Consider the following 16,994-nt stretch of genomic DNA (forward strand, 5'->3'; position numbering starts at 1 on the left):
TGGATCAATATGTATTGATCCCTACTTTTTTATGTAATTTGAATGAAATGTTCCCTTAAGAATTAGGAAAGACATATGAAATAACTGAGGTCATTTTTATGCCGCATCAGGTGGCGGAATAAGGATTTCTATATAAAGACTACAATACATGTTTTGAGATGAATAGGTAGAAAGTCCTATGCCATATTTCAAAGAATGGATATATACACTTAAAATCTGTAATTCGTTTTTCCCTTCTTCCTGTTGCTCTTCTTTCTCTACATTTTCTTCGTCATCTACTTGAACTAATCCATAAGAAGAATCTGTAAAAAAACTTATGGTTTGAGCCAGAGGCTGAATAACTACAGCAAACAATATTACCGATACTGGGAGGCTTTTAAAAAACATTAGTATGTTCTTCCTGTACAAATTCATTTTATAGTTTTTAGTATAAGATCTTGGCAAAACGAACAATGATATTTTTATTTTCTTAAAACAAAGATATAATAGTAATACTATTAAATAAAAAAGTTTAACTATAATTTATAATAGTTTAACTATTATAAATTGAATTATGCTCTTAATCGATAATCAAAAAGACATTTCACAATTTCTCTATCAAAATTCCCCCTTTTGAGTTCACAATCTTATACGCATAGATTAAAAACTAAAACAATCTAATTGGAAACATATAGAAATTTGATCAATCAAATAAAGTAATATATGGGTTTTAATAATTTATCCTAAAAAATTAGTAAGCCCAGTAGAATCGATGAAGGTCATTTTTTAACATTATTTTAAATGCAACAGCATTGCATCTGATACACATATCTTATATATTGCAACAATGTTGCAACAAAGGGCGAGCCGAAAACCTTAAAAAACAGAGTAGGTATAATCTTAATTTATTGTAATCATGCAAATTAAAAAAGAAGCGCTAATCTCTCAGATTCTAGCCGAAAAATCAGCCAATCCAGTTGGAGGTACACATTGTAGTAACTGTGGACATTGTTCATCTACATTGTAGACATCTATTGCGGTAGTATGATAAATCGTACTACCGTTTTTTAATAAGATTTAAGCATGAAAAGGTTAGACAAAAAACAATTAGAAAATATTCTTCAGTTTAAAAATGAAGACATTATTTCGAGGTTTAATGATATGTATCAAATAGAAACCGAAGAAGTAAATGACATTTTTAATGAAACACTCAAGTTTTTATTCATAAGTCAGATTCCAGGAGTTTTTATACCAGATGATCTTTTAATTATCGACGAAATGTGGCATAATATGATTCTTTTTACTCCTCAATATCACGAGTTTAGTAAGGAATACTTTAACACAACTTATTTTCATCATGTTCCTGCTTCAAAAAAAGAAAAAGAAGATCGTACAAGAAATATGATGAAAGACCCAGAAAAAGCCAAAAAAGAGTATTTGCAAAAGTTAGAGTTTTTACTATCTGTAACCTATGATTATTTAGGAGAAAAAACGGTTGAAAAATGGTTCAGGAAGTATGCAAACCAATATAGCAAAGAACAACTTAAAGCATTAAGAAAATAGTCATGAGTATTTTTCCAAAAAGAGCTATCCCTGGTAAGACTGTTACTATTCACTGGAACTTTAATATCTCTGCCTTAAAAAATGTACATGTGTTTCCTTGGGTTAGAATAGGTGTCAAAGACCCTAACGGAAATGTTACTATGCTTTTTGAAGAACATGTTTTGGGGTTACCAAACCCCATAAACGATGTAACACAAGAGAAAGAACAATCACTTAAATACTTAAATAAAAATGTTCCATTACTGTTATTAGCAGATTATTTGAGTGGAGCTTGTAAAAGAGAACAATTAATACAAATACTCAAGAATATTCAATCCGGAAGACACTATTACTTTACATATACCATTCCTAACAATGCACCTTTAGGCAAATACACACTTATTTCAGAAGTACACAGTTCTGGAGAAATAAAGTATTCTAAAACAGCAGTTGATGATTTCTTTTTTGTTGAAAGAATAACACTAGATAAAATTATAGAAAATGAAGAAAGAAAAGCTATAATTATAAATCATTCATCCGAAAAAACTCCTATAAAAATCGTTGAATGTTACCAAAACAAGCAAGGAGAATTAAAAACTAAAGTACGTGTTTTTGAAATTGAACCTCTTCAGGAAACAACAATAAAACTTTCTTCGAATAAAGAATTCTTATTATACAATGAAGAAAGAGAAGTACTTCCTCTAACTACCTCATCATCCTATTTATTAAGAAATCAGCAGGTACTCGAAATTCATAAAGAAGATGAAAAAACCTATTTATTAAAGAAAGATAAAGATGAAGCCTATCAATTAACTCCCGAAACAAAACAATTGTGGGAAAAATCAAATGGTTTATTTCATAAAGATGAAATGTCAGAGATAGAAAAAGCAATTTTTAAAGAAATGAGTTCAGAAGAGTTAATTCAGGAAATTAATTTATAACAAATAACATTCTATTCTTAAAAAATCAGAATACATAATTAAATACAATAAATCGTCTACTACTTCTATATGCAATATATCTCATATTTTATACTTGTTTTTTTACTAATCCCAATCATTTCTATAGGTCAGGAAGGAGTAATTTCTGGTACGATAACCAACGAAAAAGGAACCCCTTTATCTACTGTCCATATATATATTCCTGAAATAAATAAAAGCACCGTATCCGATACTTCAGGAGTTTTTAGAATAGAACATTTAAAATTGAGAGACTACCAGATTGTGATATCCCATATAGGATATCAAACACAGCAAAAAACAATAACACTACTTAAAAATCAACCCGAAATAAAAATAATAATTCGCCTTGCTAAACAACTTGATGAATTAAGTGAAGTAACAGTATTGAGTACATCTGAAGCAACAAAAATTAGAAATAGTACAACAACAGTATCTGTTATAGAAGCTAAAAAAATTAATAATAGATCTGTCACTACATCTGATCTTTTAAGTACAGTACCCGGAGTACAAATAAGACAAAGCGGAGGAGTTGGAAATGCCACAGAAATCTCTATTCAAGGATTAAGTGGTAGACAAGTAAAGCTTTTTGTAAATGGAGTTCCCATGGATTTTTTACTCCCCGTAGAAGAATTAGGAATAGGCCCCTCTTTGGCTATGCTTCCTGTTAATCTTATTAAACGAATGGAAGTATATAAAGGCGCTGTTCCGGTAAGTATGGGGGCAGATGCACTAGGAGGCGCTATTAACATAGTTACAAGAAAAGAGAAATATGATTTTTTTGAAACATCGGCAGCATATAGTTCATTTAATACTTGGCAAGCAACAGTAAATGCGAGAAAAGTAATGCCTTCTGGCCTAACAGCAGGGTTAACAGGGTATTACACGTATTCAGACAATAATTACACACTAAACGATGTAACACTTATTAATGAACAAGGTAATCCAGAATCAATTTCTGCAAAAAAGTTTCACGATGCTTTTAGAAGTTATATGATAAAAGGTGATGTAGGGTTGATAGATCAATCCTGGGCAGATTATATAACACTCAATTTTTCTTATGCAAATTTATATGATGAGATTCAGCATAATTTCGAAATGAGACAACCTTACGGGGAAGCACTTAACAAAGTATCTGTATACAATAACGCATTACAATATGAAAAAAAAGATCTTATAAAAAACCTTGATGCTAATCTATACATAGGATACAATAGAATTATTACTAATTTTGATGATACAACACTTAATATATACAACTGGAGAGGAGAAGTTATTGGGCAGAGAACCTCTGGAGGCGAGATTACACCTTCTCAAAATAAATTAAAACTTACCGGAGATAATATTTCGGGAAGAATTAATCTAAAATATAATGTCAATACTACTTCACGAATTCTCTTTAATGGTGTGACCTCTTTTTTTGAACGATCAGGAGAAGATCCCGTTGCAGCTGCGTTTTACGGAAATGATTACTATAAAAACCCTGTACATATCAATAAAATTATTAGTGGGATAGGTCTAGAAAAAGACTTTCTAGATAAAAAAATAGTAAGTCACAGTGCTGTAAAATTATATCACTATACCGCAAAAGGTTTTGAAATTGAAAATAATGAAATCGATGAGGTAGAACAGCAAAAGACAGAATTTGGAGCAAGTCAATCTTTTTCCTGGAGGCATAATCGTAATTTTTTAAGTAAACTATCTTATGAGTATGCCACAAGGTTACCAGATAGAATTGAAACTTTAGGAGATTTTAGTGTTGCAGTAGCAGCCAATCCCAATTTAAAACCCGAAAGAAGTCATAATATTAATCTCGGAGGGAGTTTTAAAGAAGAAGCATGGAGCATAGAAGCTAATGGTTTTTTTAGAGAGATAGAGAATATTATTATACTTCAAGCGGTTCCACCTCCTGTTTTGAGTACCTATCAAAATTTATTAAAAACAAGAATTATAGGGGTCGAAGGTGAAATTAGCATGCGACCATTATCATGGTTAAATATTACGCTAAATGGCACTTTTCAGGATTTGCGAAACCGATCCAAAAAAGAAGCTTCAGGAGTATCTAACGATCGCTATTTTGGAGCTCGTCTACCCAACAAACCGTATCTATTCGGAAATGGAGAAATTCAAATTACCAGAAATAGTTTAATGAAGCGTAATGACCAATTACAAGTATGGTGGTCTACCCGCTATGTAGAAGAATTTTTTAGGTATTGGGAGATTGATGGACGAAAAGAAGATAAACTAGTCGTGCCAACTCAATGGCTTCATAATATAGGAATTGCATATACAGGAAGGCATAAGCAATATACTGTAACTCTCGAAACTCACAACATATTTGATCAACAAGCCTATGATAATTTTGGAGTTCAAAAACCAGGAAGATCATGGCATCTTAAGTTAAAAACCTCACTATTTAAATCATAATACAAAAACTAGAGTAATGAAAACGAACACATTAAAAAGAGCAGCACACATACTTTTTACAGGATTTATTTTTACAACAATAAGCATACTATCAGGATGTAAAAGCGATGATAATTCTATTCCTCCAGAAGAAACAACTGTAAAAATAAACCATGGCCTGGCCATAGTATCAGGTGCAGGAGATGTGAAAACAACTTTTTTACAAGGACTTACAGATCTTAATAAACCTTCGATAGACAATGCCAATGGTACAGAAGTAGGCCAGTTCTCTTCTATATATTCTGATGGAAAATCTATGTTCACGGCAGGTTTTGGTGCTCCAGCAACAATGAAAAAATTTGTGTTTGATAAAACGGGGAAAGCTATTTTAGATCAAGAAATAATAATTCCAGGATCTAATTCTTTTTCTTCTCTCGAGATTCTTAATGAAACTACCGGCTATGCAACAGTTGGAGGCGGAATATCTAAGGTTATTCAATTTAACCCAACTACTATGAGAATTACGGGAGAAATAAATCTAAAAGATGCTGGCGATGGTCTTTTTTACTCTGATATGATTATAAGAGACACCTATCTATTTATCACTCTTAATGATTTTGGAGGATCCGGTACTGCTAAGATTGCCGTAGTAGATTTAAACACAAATTCCTTAAGTAAAATTATAACAGATGATCGTACAGCCACACTTTTCAATACGCTTACTTCTGAAATTATGACAACAGACGCTCAAGGAGATATTTACATCCAAGCTTCAGGGTTGTTTAGCGATAAACCAAGCGGTGTTCTTAGAATCAAAGCAGGAGAAACTGAATTTGATAAAGATTACTTTTTTGATCTGAAAGCTGCCACTGGTAAAACATGTTTTGGGTTATATCATTTTGGTAACGGAGTAGCATGTACCATTATTTCTGAAAATGATGACAATTTTTTTGGAACAGACGGGGCCAATCCAGCTTTTAGATATCGTAAAATTGATCTTTCCAGCACTACAGATTTGGGAGATTTAGAAGCTTCTTTACCCAATACATTTGCAGCATCTCGCACATCATTTATGAAAAAAGTTTCCGAAGAAGAAGTTCTTTTTGCCATTGCAGGCACAGAAGAAGATGCTTTATACAGTTATGAAATTAGCTCTGGTACCGTTTCAAGAAAAATGAAAAGTAATAGTGGCTATATAACAGGATTGATCTCATTAAAATAATATAAAAATGCTTGAAGCAATTGATTTAACAAAAAAATTTGGAGATTTCATCGCTCTAAAATCTTTAAATCTTACCATAAAAGAAGGTGAGATTTTTTGCCTGTTGGGAGCAAATGGGGCAGGAAAATCTACCACCATTAATCTATTTCTAAATTTTATAGATGCCACTCATGGTAAAGCAATGATTAATAATATGGATGTCTCCAAGCATAAGGAAACCAAACAATTACTATCCTATATTCCTGAAAACCTGATGCTATACAAAAACCTTAGTGGGCTAGAGAATTTGAGGTTTTTTTGTGGATTAGGAGGAGGAAATCAAAGCAAAGGTGAGCTGGAAGAACTATTAGAACAATCAGGCTTACAGATAGATTTTATACACAAAAGAGTAAGTAGTTATTCGAAAGGAATGCGTCAAAAGGTAGGTATCGCTTTGGCAAGAGCACGAGGAGCAAAAGTATTATTGCTCGATGAACCCACATCTGGACTCGATCCCAAAGCCAGTAACGAATTTTCTGAATTGCTATTGAACATGAAAGAAAAAGGAGTTACTACCTTAATGGCAACTCATGATCTTTTTAGAGCAAAAGACACTGGTACACATATTGGCATTATGAAAGAAGGTATGCTATTAGAAAAATTTGAATCTAAAGATGTTAGTTTCCAGGATCTTGAAAAATTGTACTTAAAACATATGCACAATTAAAATGAAGAATCCAGTATTCCTGATTGCTAAAAAAGAAATACAAATTGCATTACGGCAGAAATTGATCACAGCTCTGGCAATTGTCATCATGGGATTGCTTAGTGTAGCCTTATATGCAGGATATATAGCATATACACAACAACAAACTGTAGTAGAAAATGCACAAGAAAAAAGCAGAAAAGAATGGTTGGAACAAGGGGACAAACACCCGCACATAGCTGCACACTATGGTACTTTTGTATTTAAACCAAAAACCATTTTAAGTCTGTTTGATTTTGGGCTGGATACTTTTACAGGGACTTCAGTATATCTGGAGGCGCATTATCAGCATGAGTTTATGTTTCGTCCGGCACAAGATCACAGTAGTATGATTCGGTTTGGAGAACTTAGTGCTTCATTGGTATTACAAGTATTAATTCCTTTACTTATTATATTTTTGGCATTTCCTGCATTTACAGAAGAAAGAGAAAACGGAACTCTTAAGTTATTAGTAAGTCAGGGAGTTTCTTACACTCCAATTATTTGGGGGAAAATACTAGCATATTTAAGTATTCTTTTTGCTATAGTATTCCCATTTTTTGCCTTAGCCATTATTCTATCTACGGGAATAACAACTTCAGACAGTATTCCCGATCCTTGGCTACGTGTACTGTTTTTGATACTTATATATGCATTGTACTTGTTGATTTTTGTTTCTTTTTCAGTATGGGTTTCTATTCAATCATCAACGGGGAGAAATGCATTACTTACTTTACTAACCTGCTGGATTCTTTTTACCATTATTATCCCAAAAACAACGGCTAATTTAGGAGAAAGTCTCTACCCTCTACCCTCTATGAAAATTTATAGAGAAGCAATCCAAAAAGACATTAGAAATGGTTTAGACGGTAAAACTCCAAAAACTACTCGAGAAGAGCAATTAAAAAAGAAATACCTTCAGGATTATAAAGTAGATTCAATTCACAAATTACCATTAAATTTTGAAGGAATACGTATGCAAGTGGGAGAGGATTATGGAAACAAGGTATATGATATACATTGGAAAAGATTAATAAAAATTTTCGATAAACAAAACCGTATCAGCAGTCTATCAAGTTTTATCACTCCATATTTGTCTATACGTAATGTATCTATGGGACTTACAGCCACAGATCTCCATACTTCTATTCATTTTCAGAAAACAACAGAAAAGTACCGCAGAGAATTAATCCGGAAAATGAATCATGATATGGCTCAAAACTCCAGGTATGGAGAGTTTTATGAATATAAAGCAAGTAAAAACTTATGGAAAACAGTCAACGGTTTTCGTTATAAAACAATGCCAGCGTATAAGATACTACTATTATATCGAATAGAACTATTGTCATTATGTTGTTGGGCAATTCTCGTTTTTTTCCTTCTAGGATATTCATCCCGTAAAATCAAACCAGTATTATGAATAGAGTAACCATAACATTATTACGTTTTGAGTGGGTTTCTTTTACTCGAAATATTTTCCAAATAGTAATGCTGGGGTGCACTTTTTTATTAGGGCTTTATGCAATCTATTATGGACAATCAGAGATTAAGGTACAGCGAGAAACTATTAAAGATGTTATAGAAATTGAAAAAACAGAATTTCATCAATATCAAGCAAGTTTTAAAGAAGAGTTGGCTTCTGTAACACAAAAAAAGAAACTAACAATTGCATCCGATCCAGCTTACGCATGGCATAGACATGGATATCATGCCATTTTACATCCGCATGATTATGCTGCTTTAGCAATTGGACAATGTGATTTACATCCATTTTATTACCGTCTTACAGGAATGAGTTTACACTATCAGCTCTTTGAAAATGAGATAGCAAATCCCGTAAAACTATATGTTGGTAATTTTGATTTATCATTTGTTCTAATTTACCTCTTTCCACTATTGATTATAGCCTTTTCTTATGACTTATATTCAGGAGAAAAAGAAAGTGGAGTACTACCATTATTACATATTCAGACAGTAAGTATTAGAAAAATTATTATAATACGATTAGTTTTTTATTTCTGTCTCATCACTGGATTAGCGTTGCTCATTTCTTTTATTGGACTTACTACTTCGGGTAATATTATGATTTCAGAAAATAGATTGGCAACTCTTTTTTGGTTACTGGGAGTCATTGTCTATTCTGCATTCTGGTTTGCGATATTGTTTTGTATCGTAAGTTTTAAAATGAATTCATCCTTTACTGCTATAAGTGCAGCAGGAGTTTGGTTACTATTCCTTATCATAATACCTGCGGTACTTAATGTTTGGATAACTGCCAAATATCCTACAAACAGTACATCACTTGCAGAAATCACCCGTAGAACAAGCCTGGAAAATGAGGAAGATGAGAATGAAGCAAAAGAAGTCATCACCGAATTTTTGGCACATAACCCACATCTTAAGGATTCTGATAGTCTGATACATAATAATACCCTAGCAAAAGCATATGCAGCATTAACGTCACTAAAAGATATGCATAGCAAAGAGGATGTAGATCACTATAATAATCAAATATATCAAAGAAATCAAAGGACCTCTGATTTACATTGGATAAACCCTGCGGTAAATATGCAAGGAGTATTTATTCACATTGCCAAAACAGATCTTAATACCTTTCACCAGTTTCATACTTCTATTGAGTTATTTCATCGCAATATTTCAGATTTTTATTTCCAGAAGCTATTTTGGGATAAACCTATACAACCTGAAGATTATTCTCGATTACCATCTTTTACCATACAAAGAGATGAGGTAAAATGGAGCACTCTTATTTTATTAGGAATAGCAAAGGTTAGTATTGCAATGATCTTGTTTTTTGTGATAGGCTTTGTAATAATGAAAAAAAAGAGAATATGAGAAATTCACTTTGTGTCATAGTAATTATTATGCAACATATGATCGGTATTGCACAAGATACGAATCAAAATTTTCCACCCCCTAGTGATCCTCCCCAAGTTTTTGCAAAACGTGTTAAGGGTTCCATAAAAATCGATGGGAAACTAAATGAGTCTGATTGGCAGGAAACTCCTGTTACCAAAGATTTTTTTAGAATGGAACCCCGACAGGGAGGAGCTTATACTTATAAAACCGAAGTACGTGTTTTATTTGATGAGAAACAGTTATACATAGGAGTATTTTGTGAAGATTCATTAGGAAAAAAAGGAGTTCGTGTACAAGATTTAAGAAGAGATTTTAGTGATGGTGAAAATGATATTTTTAGCATACAATTAGATCCTCAAAATCTCAAACAATACTGTGTTTCTTTTCAGACAACTCCGTATGGTAATCAACGAGATTTACAGAATTTTAATGATAATAGTACCGATAATGACTGGAATGCACTTTGGTCTGTACGTACTCATAGAACCGATATAGGATATTATGCAGAGTTTGCGATACCTTTTACTTCTATTCGATATGATACACAAAAAAAAGAAGAAGATATTACCTGGGGAATTACGTTTAGCAGATTAGCAAGAAGAGACTATGAACGAACCGTTTTTCCAGCTATTCCTCAATCTTTTTCTCCTTACAGAATGACATATGCGGCACAATTAAAAGGATTAGAACTTCCGGATTCGGGTGTTAATCTTCGCGTAGAACCTTATTCGTTATATCAATATACTACTACCAATAACAAAGGAGAGAAAAACTCTGAAGGTAAAATAAAATTTGGAGGTGATGCAAAATGGGCTATAAGTTCACGATCTGTTTTGGATGTAACTGTTAATACCGATTTTGCTCAAGCAGATGTAGATAGAGCTGTTAATAATCTTGGTCGGTTTAATATTTTTTTCCCAGAGCGAAGGCAATTTTTTTTAGAAAATTCGGGAATCTGGGCTGGAGCTTCCAGTAATTTAATTCGTCCATTTTTTAGCAGAAAAATAGGGCTCGAGGGGAAATTTAATGCCATTCCCGCTCCAATCGATGTTGGAACACGTTTTACAGATAGAAATGATAAGCGCACTCTGGCCGGATTATATATCCATCAAAGAAAAACGGATAATACCCCCAACGCAAATTTCGGAGTATTTCGGTATCTACAGAATTATGGAAAAGAAAATAACGTGGGCGTTATGATCAATCATCGTTTAGATGAAAATAGCAAAGCATTAGATACAGATGAGAATAACAATACAACTGCAACGATTGATGGCCTGGTACGAATAAAAAACAAATGGACGATTTCTTATCTCGCTTCGTCCTCATATGATGATCAAGCAGGTAAATGGGGACAAGCAGGAAGTGTTTTTTCAGGATATCGAAGTAATAAAATGTACTGGGGGTGGTCTACAGATTTTGTTAGTAAAGATTATAATCCAGGAACAGGTTTTGTTTTTCAGAATGATGTGATAAAACACAATCCAGGTGGGTATTTTATTGTTAGGCCAAAAAAACTTCCTTGGATTCGCCGTTGGGATCCTGGTTTTTTTGCCAGTTATTATCATGATTTTCAAAACCCTGAAAAGTTTCAACAAGCAAGTTTGTATCTTTTTCCTGTATACATCTTTTTTAAAGACAACAGCTTTGTAGAATACTCTGTTACACCTTCCTGGCAAAATATAAATTTTGATTTTAACCCTTTAGGAATATCAATTGAAGAAAAAAGATATTTCTATACTCGACAGTTTGTACGATACAACTCTGATAGATCAAGAAAATTATCTGCTTCTTTAAAATACGAATGGGGAGGTTTCTATAATGGACATAGAAATACTATTACGGCTGGTATGCGATATGCTCCTTTACCACATATTGCCTTAACTGCAGATTATGAACATAATAATCTTAGGAAAATAGGTCTACAAAAAGAAAGTTTAGAAACCGATTTATATTCTGCCAGCCTTCGTCTTGCACTCTCTCCTCGAATGCAACTATCTACCTTTTATCAGTATAATTCATTTAATAAGCAAGGAAGGTGGAATGCACGATTTAGTTGGGAATATATGCCTTTATCTTTTATTTACCTTGTGTTTAACGACTCTCAAATAAAGTCATCACTAGACCCTATACAGAGAAACCAACAGTTCATTAGTAAAATTACTTTTTTGAAACAATTTTAAATGTGAAAAAACAGCCTGATATATTAAAAGATAATCTCTGGAAATTAATGATTAAACTTTCTTTACCAGGCATATTAGGAATGATGGTTATTTCTATCAATTCTCTGGTAGATGCTGTATATGTGAGTCATTTCATAGGAACAGAAGCATTTGCAGGGATTTCTTTATTGTTTCCTCTCACCTTGGTTATTACCAGTGTTACTGTTTTTATTGCCGCTGGGTCGTCTTCAGTTTTGAGCAGAGCTATTGGTGCTGGTGATACAGAAAGACAACAAAAAGTAATTCCAAATATGATTGCGCTTTCTCTTATTAGTTCGCTGATATTAATGATTGTAGGGATACTTTTTTCTGAAGAACTGGTAACTTTTATGGGAGCTACCGGTGCTATGCTAGAATATGGTATATCTTATTTTAAAATATCTATTCTTGGAGCTTTTTTTAGTATTTATGGTCTTTCTGCCAATGGACTTATTAGATCCGAAGGTAAGATTAAACAAGCGATGACATTTACTGTACTATCTGTACTATTAAACATCGCATTAACTCCTCTATTTATTCACACCTTTTCTATGGATATTGCTGGTGCCGCCTGGAGTAGTATCATATCCATGTTCATATATGCGATAGCAACTTCGCTTTATTTTGTTAATGGAAAAGCATCTTTTAGCACCGGAAAATTTAGTATCAAAATTGAAAAAAACATCATAAAAGATGTGATTAACGTAGGTACGTCTGCTTTTGTTATGCAATTGTCTAATGTTATAAAGCAGTTTTTTTTATTTAGGACTTTAGCATGGTATGGTACTCCTCATGATATTGCTTTTTTTAGTGCTGCATTTAGATTATTTTCATTTTTGGCAATACCAGTATTAGGTTTATTACAACCAATGCAACCCATAATAGGAATCAACTATGGAGCATCTAATATATCAAGATGTATTGAAGCGATAAAGACATTTAGAATAGGCGGTGTTTCCTTTATACTGGTGTTTATGATTCCTGTATTGATTTTTCCTGAATATTGTATTCAATTGATGCTTCCGGATATGGTTTTAGATTCACAAGAAATTTTCAATCTAAGAAGTATTTTGGCCGTATTATTTCTATTGCCTATTGCCTCAAGTAGTATTATTTTTTTTCAAGCCATAGGAAAAGGAAAACTTGCCAGTATATTTCCGATAAGTCGACAAATCGTTTTGTTTCTACCACTAATCTGGTTTTTGCCTAAAGTATTTGGTATTAATGGAATATATTATACTCTTGTTATAGAAAATATAATCTATGCATTAGTATTATGGGTAGTATCTTCTATTGAACTTAAAAAACTGTTGAGTTCAACTTCTGAAAGAATTGCGTTTCAGAAATAGTGAAATCAAATGGTAAATGGTATAGCTTACTTTTTTTGGGCTACTATATGAAATACATGCCAATATTTTTCTTTTCCAGATATTGTTTTGCCTTGCTTTTCTATTTCATTACAATATTCAATATCAAAACGACTAAACAATTCTGTTATTTGTTTTTGGGTATGAAAGGTCATTTCGAGATTAGAATTCCAAGAATCATTAATGCCAAAAAAATGCCCACTGAAAATTCCTTTTTTAGTTATTGAAGAAGTAATGATATTCCACAATTTACCAAAATGATCAGGGTGACAAAATGGTAAGCTAAAAGTGGCATTAATGAGTTGACAATTAGGAAGCTCTTCTATATTTTCAAAAGAATTTAAACTAAGTCGAAGTTGTTCTTTATATGTATCTGGGGTATTTTCTTTAATTCGCAACAAAGCTTCATTTTGTTTATCAATTGCAAGTACGTTCCACTTATCTTGAAGAAGAGCAAAAGTATCTACCCCATTCCCACAACCCAAATCAATCGCTAGTTTATCTTGTTGACTAATTTGTGTTTTTCGAGAAAGAGCTATCGCATTACACAAAGTAGCTGCTGGAGGGTGTTTTTTCTGATCAAAATAATGGTAATGAGTGTTCCAAGAATTATTCATTCATTATTTTTTAGTTGGAGAGACATGCATTACAAATACCATTAATCGTATAGTTTATTTTTTGTGCTAAGAATTTTTCTAAAACTTCAATTTTTGGAATTTTAATATCTTCCAGGCAATATGTATGTGAACATTTTTCACAGATAAGATGAACATGTTCATCTGTATGGATTTCTTCAGGGCATTCATGACTACATAACGCATATCTAATACCATGACTATCTTCTGAAGCTTTATGTAATATTCCATGCTCTTCAAAAGAATTTAAAGTTCGATATATTGTTACCCGATCATGACTTATCTTCATATGAGAAATTATTTCTTTTGCAGATAATGCATGATTATAATTCAGAAATATTTTAAGCATTTCTATTCGAACAGAAGTCTTTTTTAAAGTATGTGACTTAAGTAGCTCTTCTATATATTTTTGTGTATTCATGAATAATTAAAATTCCAATAGACTAAAAAAACAAAGAATACAATATTCTATCATTCCTTAGTCCTTTTTTTGTTTTTATCCCTATTTCAAATATACTTATTTTATAAAAAACAGTATACTAAAACCTTGATATTAACAAATTTATTGCAGTTTGAATTTGCTACAAAATAGGACCCCAATACAAATATAATAGCCAATAATACAGCTAATTCTACTTCATTTTTGTTTGTAAATTGGCTTATTCTCTTTTAGTGAGTACTCTTTTTGCTACAACTAGAGTTATCAATGATTACTAAAACAAAAGATTTTAGAATTTAGTTTATAGTACTTAAAAATTTAGAGTATGTAAACTTTTTGGGACAAGACACTCCTCCTTTATAAATACAAAACGACAAGCTGTCTCTTTGATTCTTTATTTTTTCCAAAAATCTTAAAATGAAAATCGGGGATTAACTATCATTGATCGCTACAAAGCTCCACTTTGAGAATCACAAAAAGAACCACTTCGTAATTTTCAAAAAAAGAAGCGAGTTTCATTGCTGAAACTCACTTCGTGATTCATTCGTGACCCCGAAGGGAAAGAGTTCAAACTTTTTGAGAAAAAAAATCAATCTAATCACCAGTTTTTTCAAGTGATTATAAGAAATAACAATTTACATAATAACAAATTTGATTTTGGAGTTGATAACTTAACCTAACAGCTTCTGATTTAAATTCTTTACTGTAAAATCGTTTCTTCATTTTTCTAAGATATTTATTTAAACATAAACTGTCTTAAAATATCTGTCCGAATAAAGGTAGCAAGTCCAATAAAAGAGGTTACCTAAAAACAAGACAACCTCTTTTTGTTAAAAGGAAAGGAACAGAATAATTCTGACCTCCTTTGTAAAATCCTTTGAATTATTTTAAACAGAATCTTACTTCACAATTAATTTTTGAGAACTACTTACGCCAGAAGGGTCTAAAATTCTCACCATATATAATCCTGATTTAATTCCTGAAATATCAATACTCATACTCATTGTGTTTTCCATTATTGGCAGGGACTTTACTTCTTTTCCGGTAAGATTGTAAATAGTAATTATGCTGCCTTTTAGATTTGTTTTATTTCGTATTGAAATATTTGTAACTGCAGGATTCGGAAACATAGCAAAAGAAAGTTCTTTGGCCTTTTTTGTTCTGGTTGTTATAGCCCCACAATCAGGTATTGTTGAGGAACCGCTGAAATAGATAGTATGCGCATCGTCTTTGGAAACCATTGCAAAGTTTCCTTGGTCAATCGTTACATAATAATCTCCATCTAAACCGGAAATACCAGTTCCTGTTAACGAAATTTCCGGATTAGGTCCATTAAAGTTTTGCGCAGCATTTGAAAAATTCATGTACCACGGAGCCGTATTTAAATTAAAAGAAAATTGATATAAACCATTATTTTTTAAATCCCAATTTATGGTAAACATAGTAATACTATCTAGATTAGGGCCATTATCTCCTAATACGTGGACATTTGTATATGTTTGGATCAAAGAAGGTAATGCCGTTGCAATAGGAGTATCAAGAGGACAAATAGGTTCTACACAATCTGGTTCTTCTAATAAGCTAATCGTTTCGACTATGCCACTACTGAACTCTCCATCACTTACGGTCAATGTAACCGTAACGCTATCCATATTAGAATAGTTATGAGAAACTGTAACACCTTGAGCAGTATTACCATCTCCAAAGTCCCAGGTGTAGGTCAGTTCATCTCCATTGGGATCATAAGAATCAGATGCATCAAAGGTAACATTGGGGCCACCACATTTACCATTATCACTTTTAAACGAAGGGACAGGAGGTTTATTTGGCCCACCTCCAAAATCAACATCACTTGTTGAGTAAAAAGCTTCTCCGGTAAGTGATCGTTGCCAGATACTATAAATAACATGCTTACCTGTTCTTTCTGGTAATGTAACATCTATATTATCAATTGATGAAGCCGGTCTTGGTCCGGTACGTACAAGACGTTCAAGGCTATCCCATGTGAGCGGTTGATCTGGTGTCCAATCTGCTTTTGTTATATACACATCAAAGTATAATGTTTGATGCGGAGCCGAATTAGTCCAGGTTACTGTAAAAGGACCAGGAGTAACAGGGGTAGATACCCAATCGTTTCTTACCTGATCCAATCCACCATATTTGTCCGGTCGTCCCGCACTGGCCAGGTTACCATCCGGAATAATTTCTTGATGCATACCATGTGCATCCATTCTTGCAACCTCATTCCAATCGTAGAAAGCTTGTGTCCCGTGAGAGAGAACTGCTGCGATACAAGCCGGTGAATCGGGACTCTCGGGATCTTCCTGATAACAAATCCAAACTCGGCTGGGAGGACTTGTTACTGTACCATGTGTGAAAATGGACTGAACAGGTGAGAATAATAAAATTATACAGAGTAAAATCTGCAATGACCAATCTTTTAAACGGGGATTTACCCCCGTAAAAATTTCGTTTTTACGGTTATAATTCTTCATGTTAAAAATAAATTTAAGTTAGTTAATAATGCTATTAAGCTAACACTAATTACACGCATATCAACTAGTTAGATTACGCATTTGCTAAATTTTAACACATTTTGTATCAAAAAAAGCAATTTTTTACGGCTAAAACTCAAATGAA

General features: G+C 32.8%; 13 protein-coding genes. 9 read left to right on the forward strand and 4 right to left on the reverse strand.

What is annotated here, in order from left to right; genetic code table 11:
• Positions 1-96: 96 nt before the first annotated feature.
• The gene (locus tag DG435_RS20935; RefSeq protein WP_159025470.1) at positions 97-414 is read right to left on the reverse strand and encodes a hypothetical protein; all 318 of its coding nucleotides are present in this window, start codon (positions 412-414) and stop codon (positions 97-99) included.
• 648 nt (positions 415-1,062) lie between these two features.
• On the opposite strand from DG435_RS20935, the gene DG435_RS20940 reads away from it, so the two are divergent.
• The 9 genes from DG435_RS20940 to DG435_RS20980 all read left to right on the forward strand — a co-directional run bounded on the left by DG435_RS20940 (position 1,063) and on the right by DG435_RS20980 (position 13,262).
• Positions 1,063-1,542 (forward strand): hypothetical protein, encoded by a 480-nt coding sequence (locus DG435_RS20940; RefSeq protein ID WP_024772539.1) that lies wholly within the window; start codon positions 1,063-1,065, stop codon positions 1,540-1,542.
• Positions 1,543-1,544: 2 nt separating this feature from the next.
• Positions 1,545-2,462 (forward strand): hypothetical protein, encoded by a 918-nt coding sequence (locus DG435_RS20945; protein ID WP_106791498.1) that lies wholly within the window; start codon positions 1,545-1,547, stop codon positions 2,460-2,462.
• A 69-nt stretch (positions 2,463-2,531) separates the two neighbouring features.
• The gene (locus DG435_RS20950; protein WP_106791497.1) at positions 2,532-4,907 is read left to right on the forward strand and encodes a TonB-dependent receptor; all 2,376 of its coding nucleotides are present in this window, start codon (positions 2,532-2,534) and stop codon (positions 4,905-4,907) included.
• 16 nt (positions 4,908-4,923) lie between these two features.
• Positions 4,924-6,108: a hypothetical protein gene (locus DG435_RS20955; protein WP_106791496.1), complete on the forward strand. Its 1,185-nt coding sequence runs from the start codon at positions 4,924-4,926 to the stop codon at positions 6,106-6,108.
• A 7-nt stretch (positions 6,109-6,115) separates the two neighbouring features.
• Positions 6,116-6,814: an ABC transporter ATP-binding protein gene (locus DG435_RS20960; RefSeq protein ID WP_106791495.1), complete on the forward strand. Its 699-nt coding sequence runs from the start codon at positions 6,116-6,118 to the stop codon at positions 6,812-6,814.
• A 1-nt stretch (position 6,815) separates the two neighbouring features.
• Positions 6,816-8,252: a DUF3526 domain-containing protein gene (locus tag DG435_RS20965; protein ID WP_106791494.1), complete on the forward strand. Its 1,437-nt coding sequence runs from the start codon at positions 6,816-6,818 to the stop codon at positions 8,250-8,252.
• Positions 8,249-9,688, forward strand: coding sequence for a DUF3526 domain-containing protein (locus tag DG435_RS20970; protein ID WP_106791493.1), 1,440 nt, complete (start codon positions 8,249-8,251; stop codon positions 9,686-9,688). The genes DG435_RS20965 and DG435_RS20970 overlap by 4 nt, the downstream gene beginning before the upstream one ends.
• Positions 9,685-11,895, forward strand: a complete 2,211-nt coding sequence (locus tag DG435_RS20975) for a DUF5916 domain-containing protein (protein ID WP_106791492.1) — start codon at positions 9,685-9,687, stop codon at positions 11,893-11,895. Before DG435_RS20970 ends, DG435_RS20975 begins: the two co-directional genes overlap by 4 nt.
• Before the next feature lie 2 nt (positions 11,896-11,897).
• Positions 11,898-13,262, forward strand: a complete 1,365-nt coding sequence (locus tag DG435_RS20980; RefSeq protein ID WP_106791491.1) for an MATE family efflux transporter — start codon at positions 11,898-11,900, stop codon at positions 13,260-13,262.
• Between the two features lie 26 nt (positions 13,263-13,288).
• Here DG435_RS20980 and DG435_RS20985 read toward each other — a convergent pair whose 3' ends face one another.
• The 3 genes from DG435_RS20985 to DG435_RS20995 form a co-directional block, all read right to left on the reverse strand.
• Entirely contained in the window at positions 13,289-13,897 is a 609-nt protein-coding gene (locus DG435_RS20985; protein WP_106791490.1) for a class I SAM-dependent methyltransferase, read from the reverse strand.
• A gap of 10 nt (positions 13,898-13,907) precedes the next feature.
• A complete protein-coding gene (locus DG435_RS20990; RefSeq protein ID WP_106791489.1) occupies positions 13,908-14,336 on the reverse strand; it encodes a Fur family transcriptional regulator in 429 nt (142 codons plus the stop codon).
• A gap of 917 nt (positions 14,337-15,253) precedes the next feature.
• Positions 15,254-16,849, reverse strand: a complete 1,596-nt coding sequence (locus DG435_RS20995; RefSeq protein WP_106791488.1) for a lytic polysaccharide monooxygenase — start codon at positions 16,847-16,849, stop codon at positions 15,254-15,256.
• Positions 16,850-16,994: the final 145 nt, after the last annotated feature.

The sequence above is a fragment of the Aquimarina sp. Aq78 genome, from assembly GCF_900299525.1.
Classification (GTDB): domain Bacteria; phylum Bacteroidota; class Bacteroidia; order Flavobacteriales; family Flavobacteriaceae; genus Aquimarina.

Coding starts and splice junctions, on each gene's coding strand:
- DG435_RS20975 (WP_106791492.1), top strand. CDS start 9,685: ATGAGAAATTCACTTTGTGTCATAGTAATTATTATGCAACATATGATC.
- DG435_RS20940 (WP_024772539.1), top strand. CDS start 1,063: ATGAAAAGGTTAGACAAAAAACAATTAGAAAATATTCTTCAGTTTAAA.
- DG435_RS20965 (WP_106791494.1), top strand. CDS start 6,816: ATGAAGAATCCAGTATTCCTGATTGCTAAAAAAGAAATACAAATTGCA.
- DG435_RS20990 (WP_106791489.1), bottom strand. CDS start 14,336: ATGAATACACAAAAATATATAGAAGAGCTACTTAAGTCACATACTTTA.
- DG435_RS20945 (WP_106791498.1), top strand. CDS start 1,545: ATGAGTATTTTTCCAAAAAGAGCTATCCCTGGTAAGACTGTTACTATT.
- DG435_RS20995 (WP_106791488.1), bottom strand. CDS start 16,849: ATGAAGAATTATAACCGTAAAAACGAAATTTTTACGGGGGTAAATCCC.
- DG435_RS20955 (WP_106791496.1), top strand. CDS start 4,924: ATGAAAACGAACACATTAAAAAGAGCAGCACACATACTTTTTACAGGA.
- DG435_RS20935 (WP_159025470.1), bottom strand. CDS start 414: ATGAATTTGTACAGGAAGAACATACTAATGTTTTTTAAAAGCCTCCCA.
- DG435_RS20985 (WP_106791490.1), bottom strand. CDS start 13,897: ATGAATAATTCTTGGAACACTCATTACCATTATTTTGATCAGAAAAAA.
- DG435_RS20950 (WP_106791497.1), top strand. CDS start 2,532: ATGCAATATATCTCATATTTTATACTTGTTTTTTTACTAATCCCAATC.
- DG435_RS20960 (WP_106791495.1), top strand. CDS start 6,116: ATGCTTGAAGCAATTGATTTAACAAAAAAATTTGGAGATTTCATCGCT.
- DG435_RS20970 (WP_106791493.1), top strand. CDS start 8,249: ATGAATAGAGTAACCATAACATTATTACGTTTTGAGTGGGTTTCTTTT.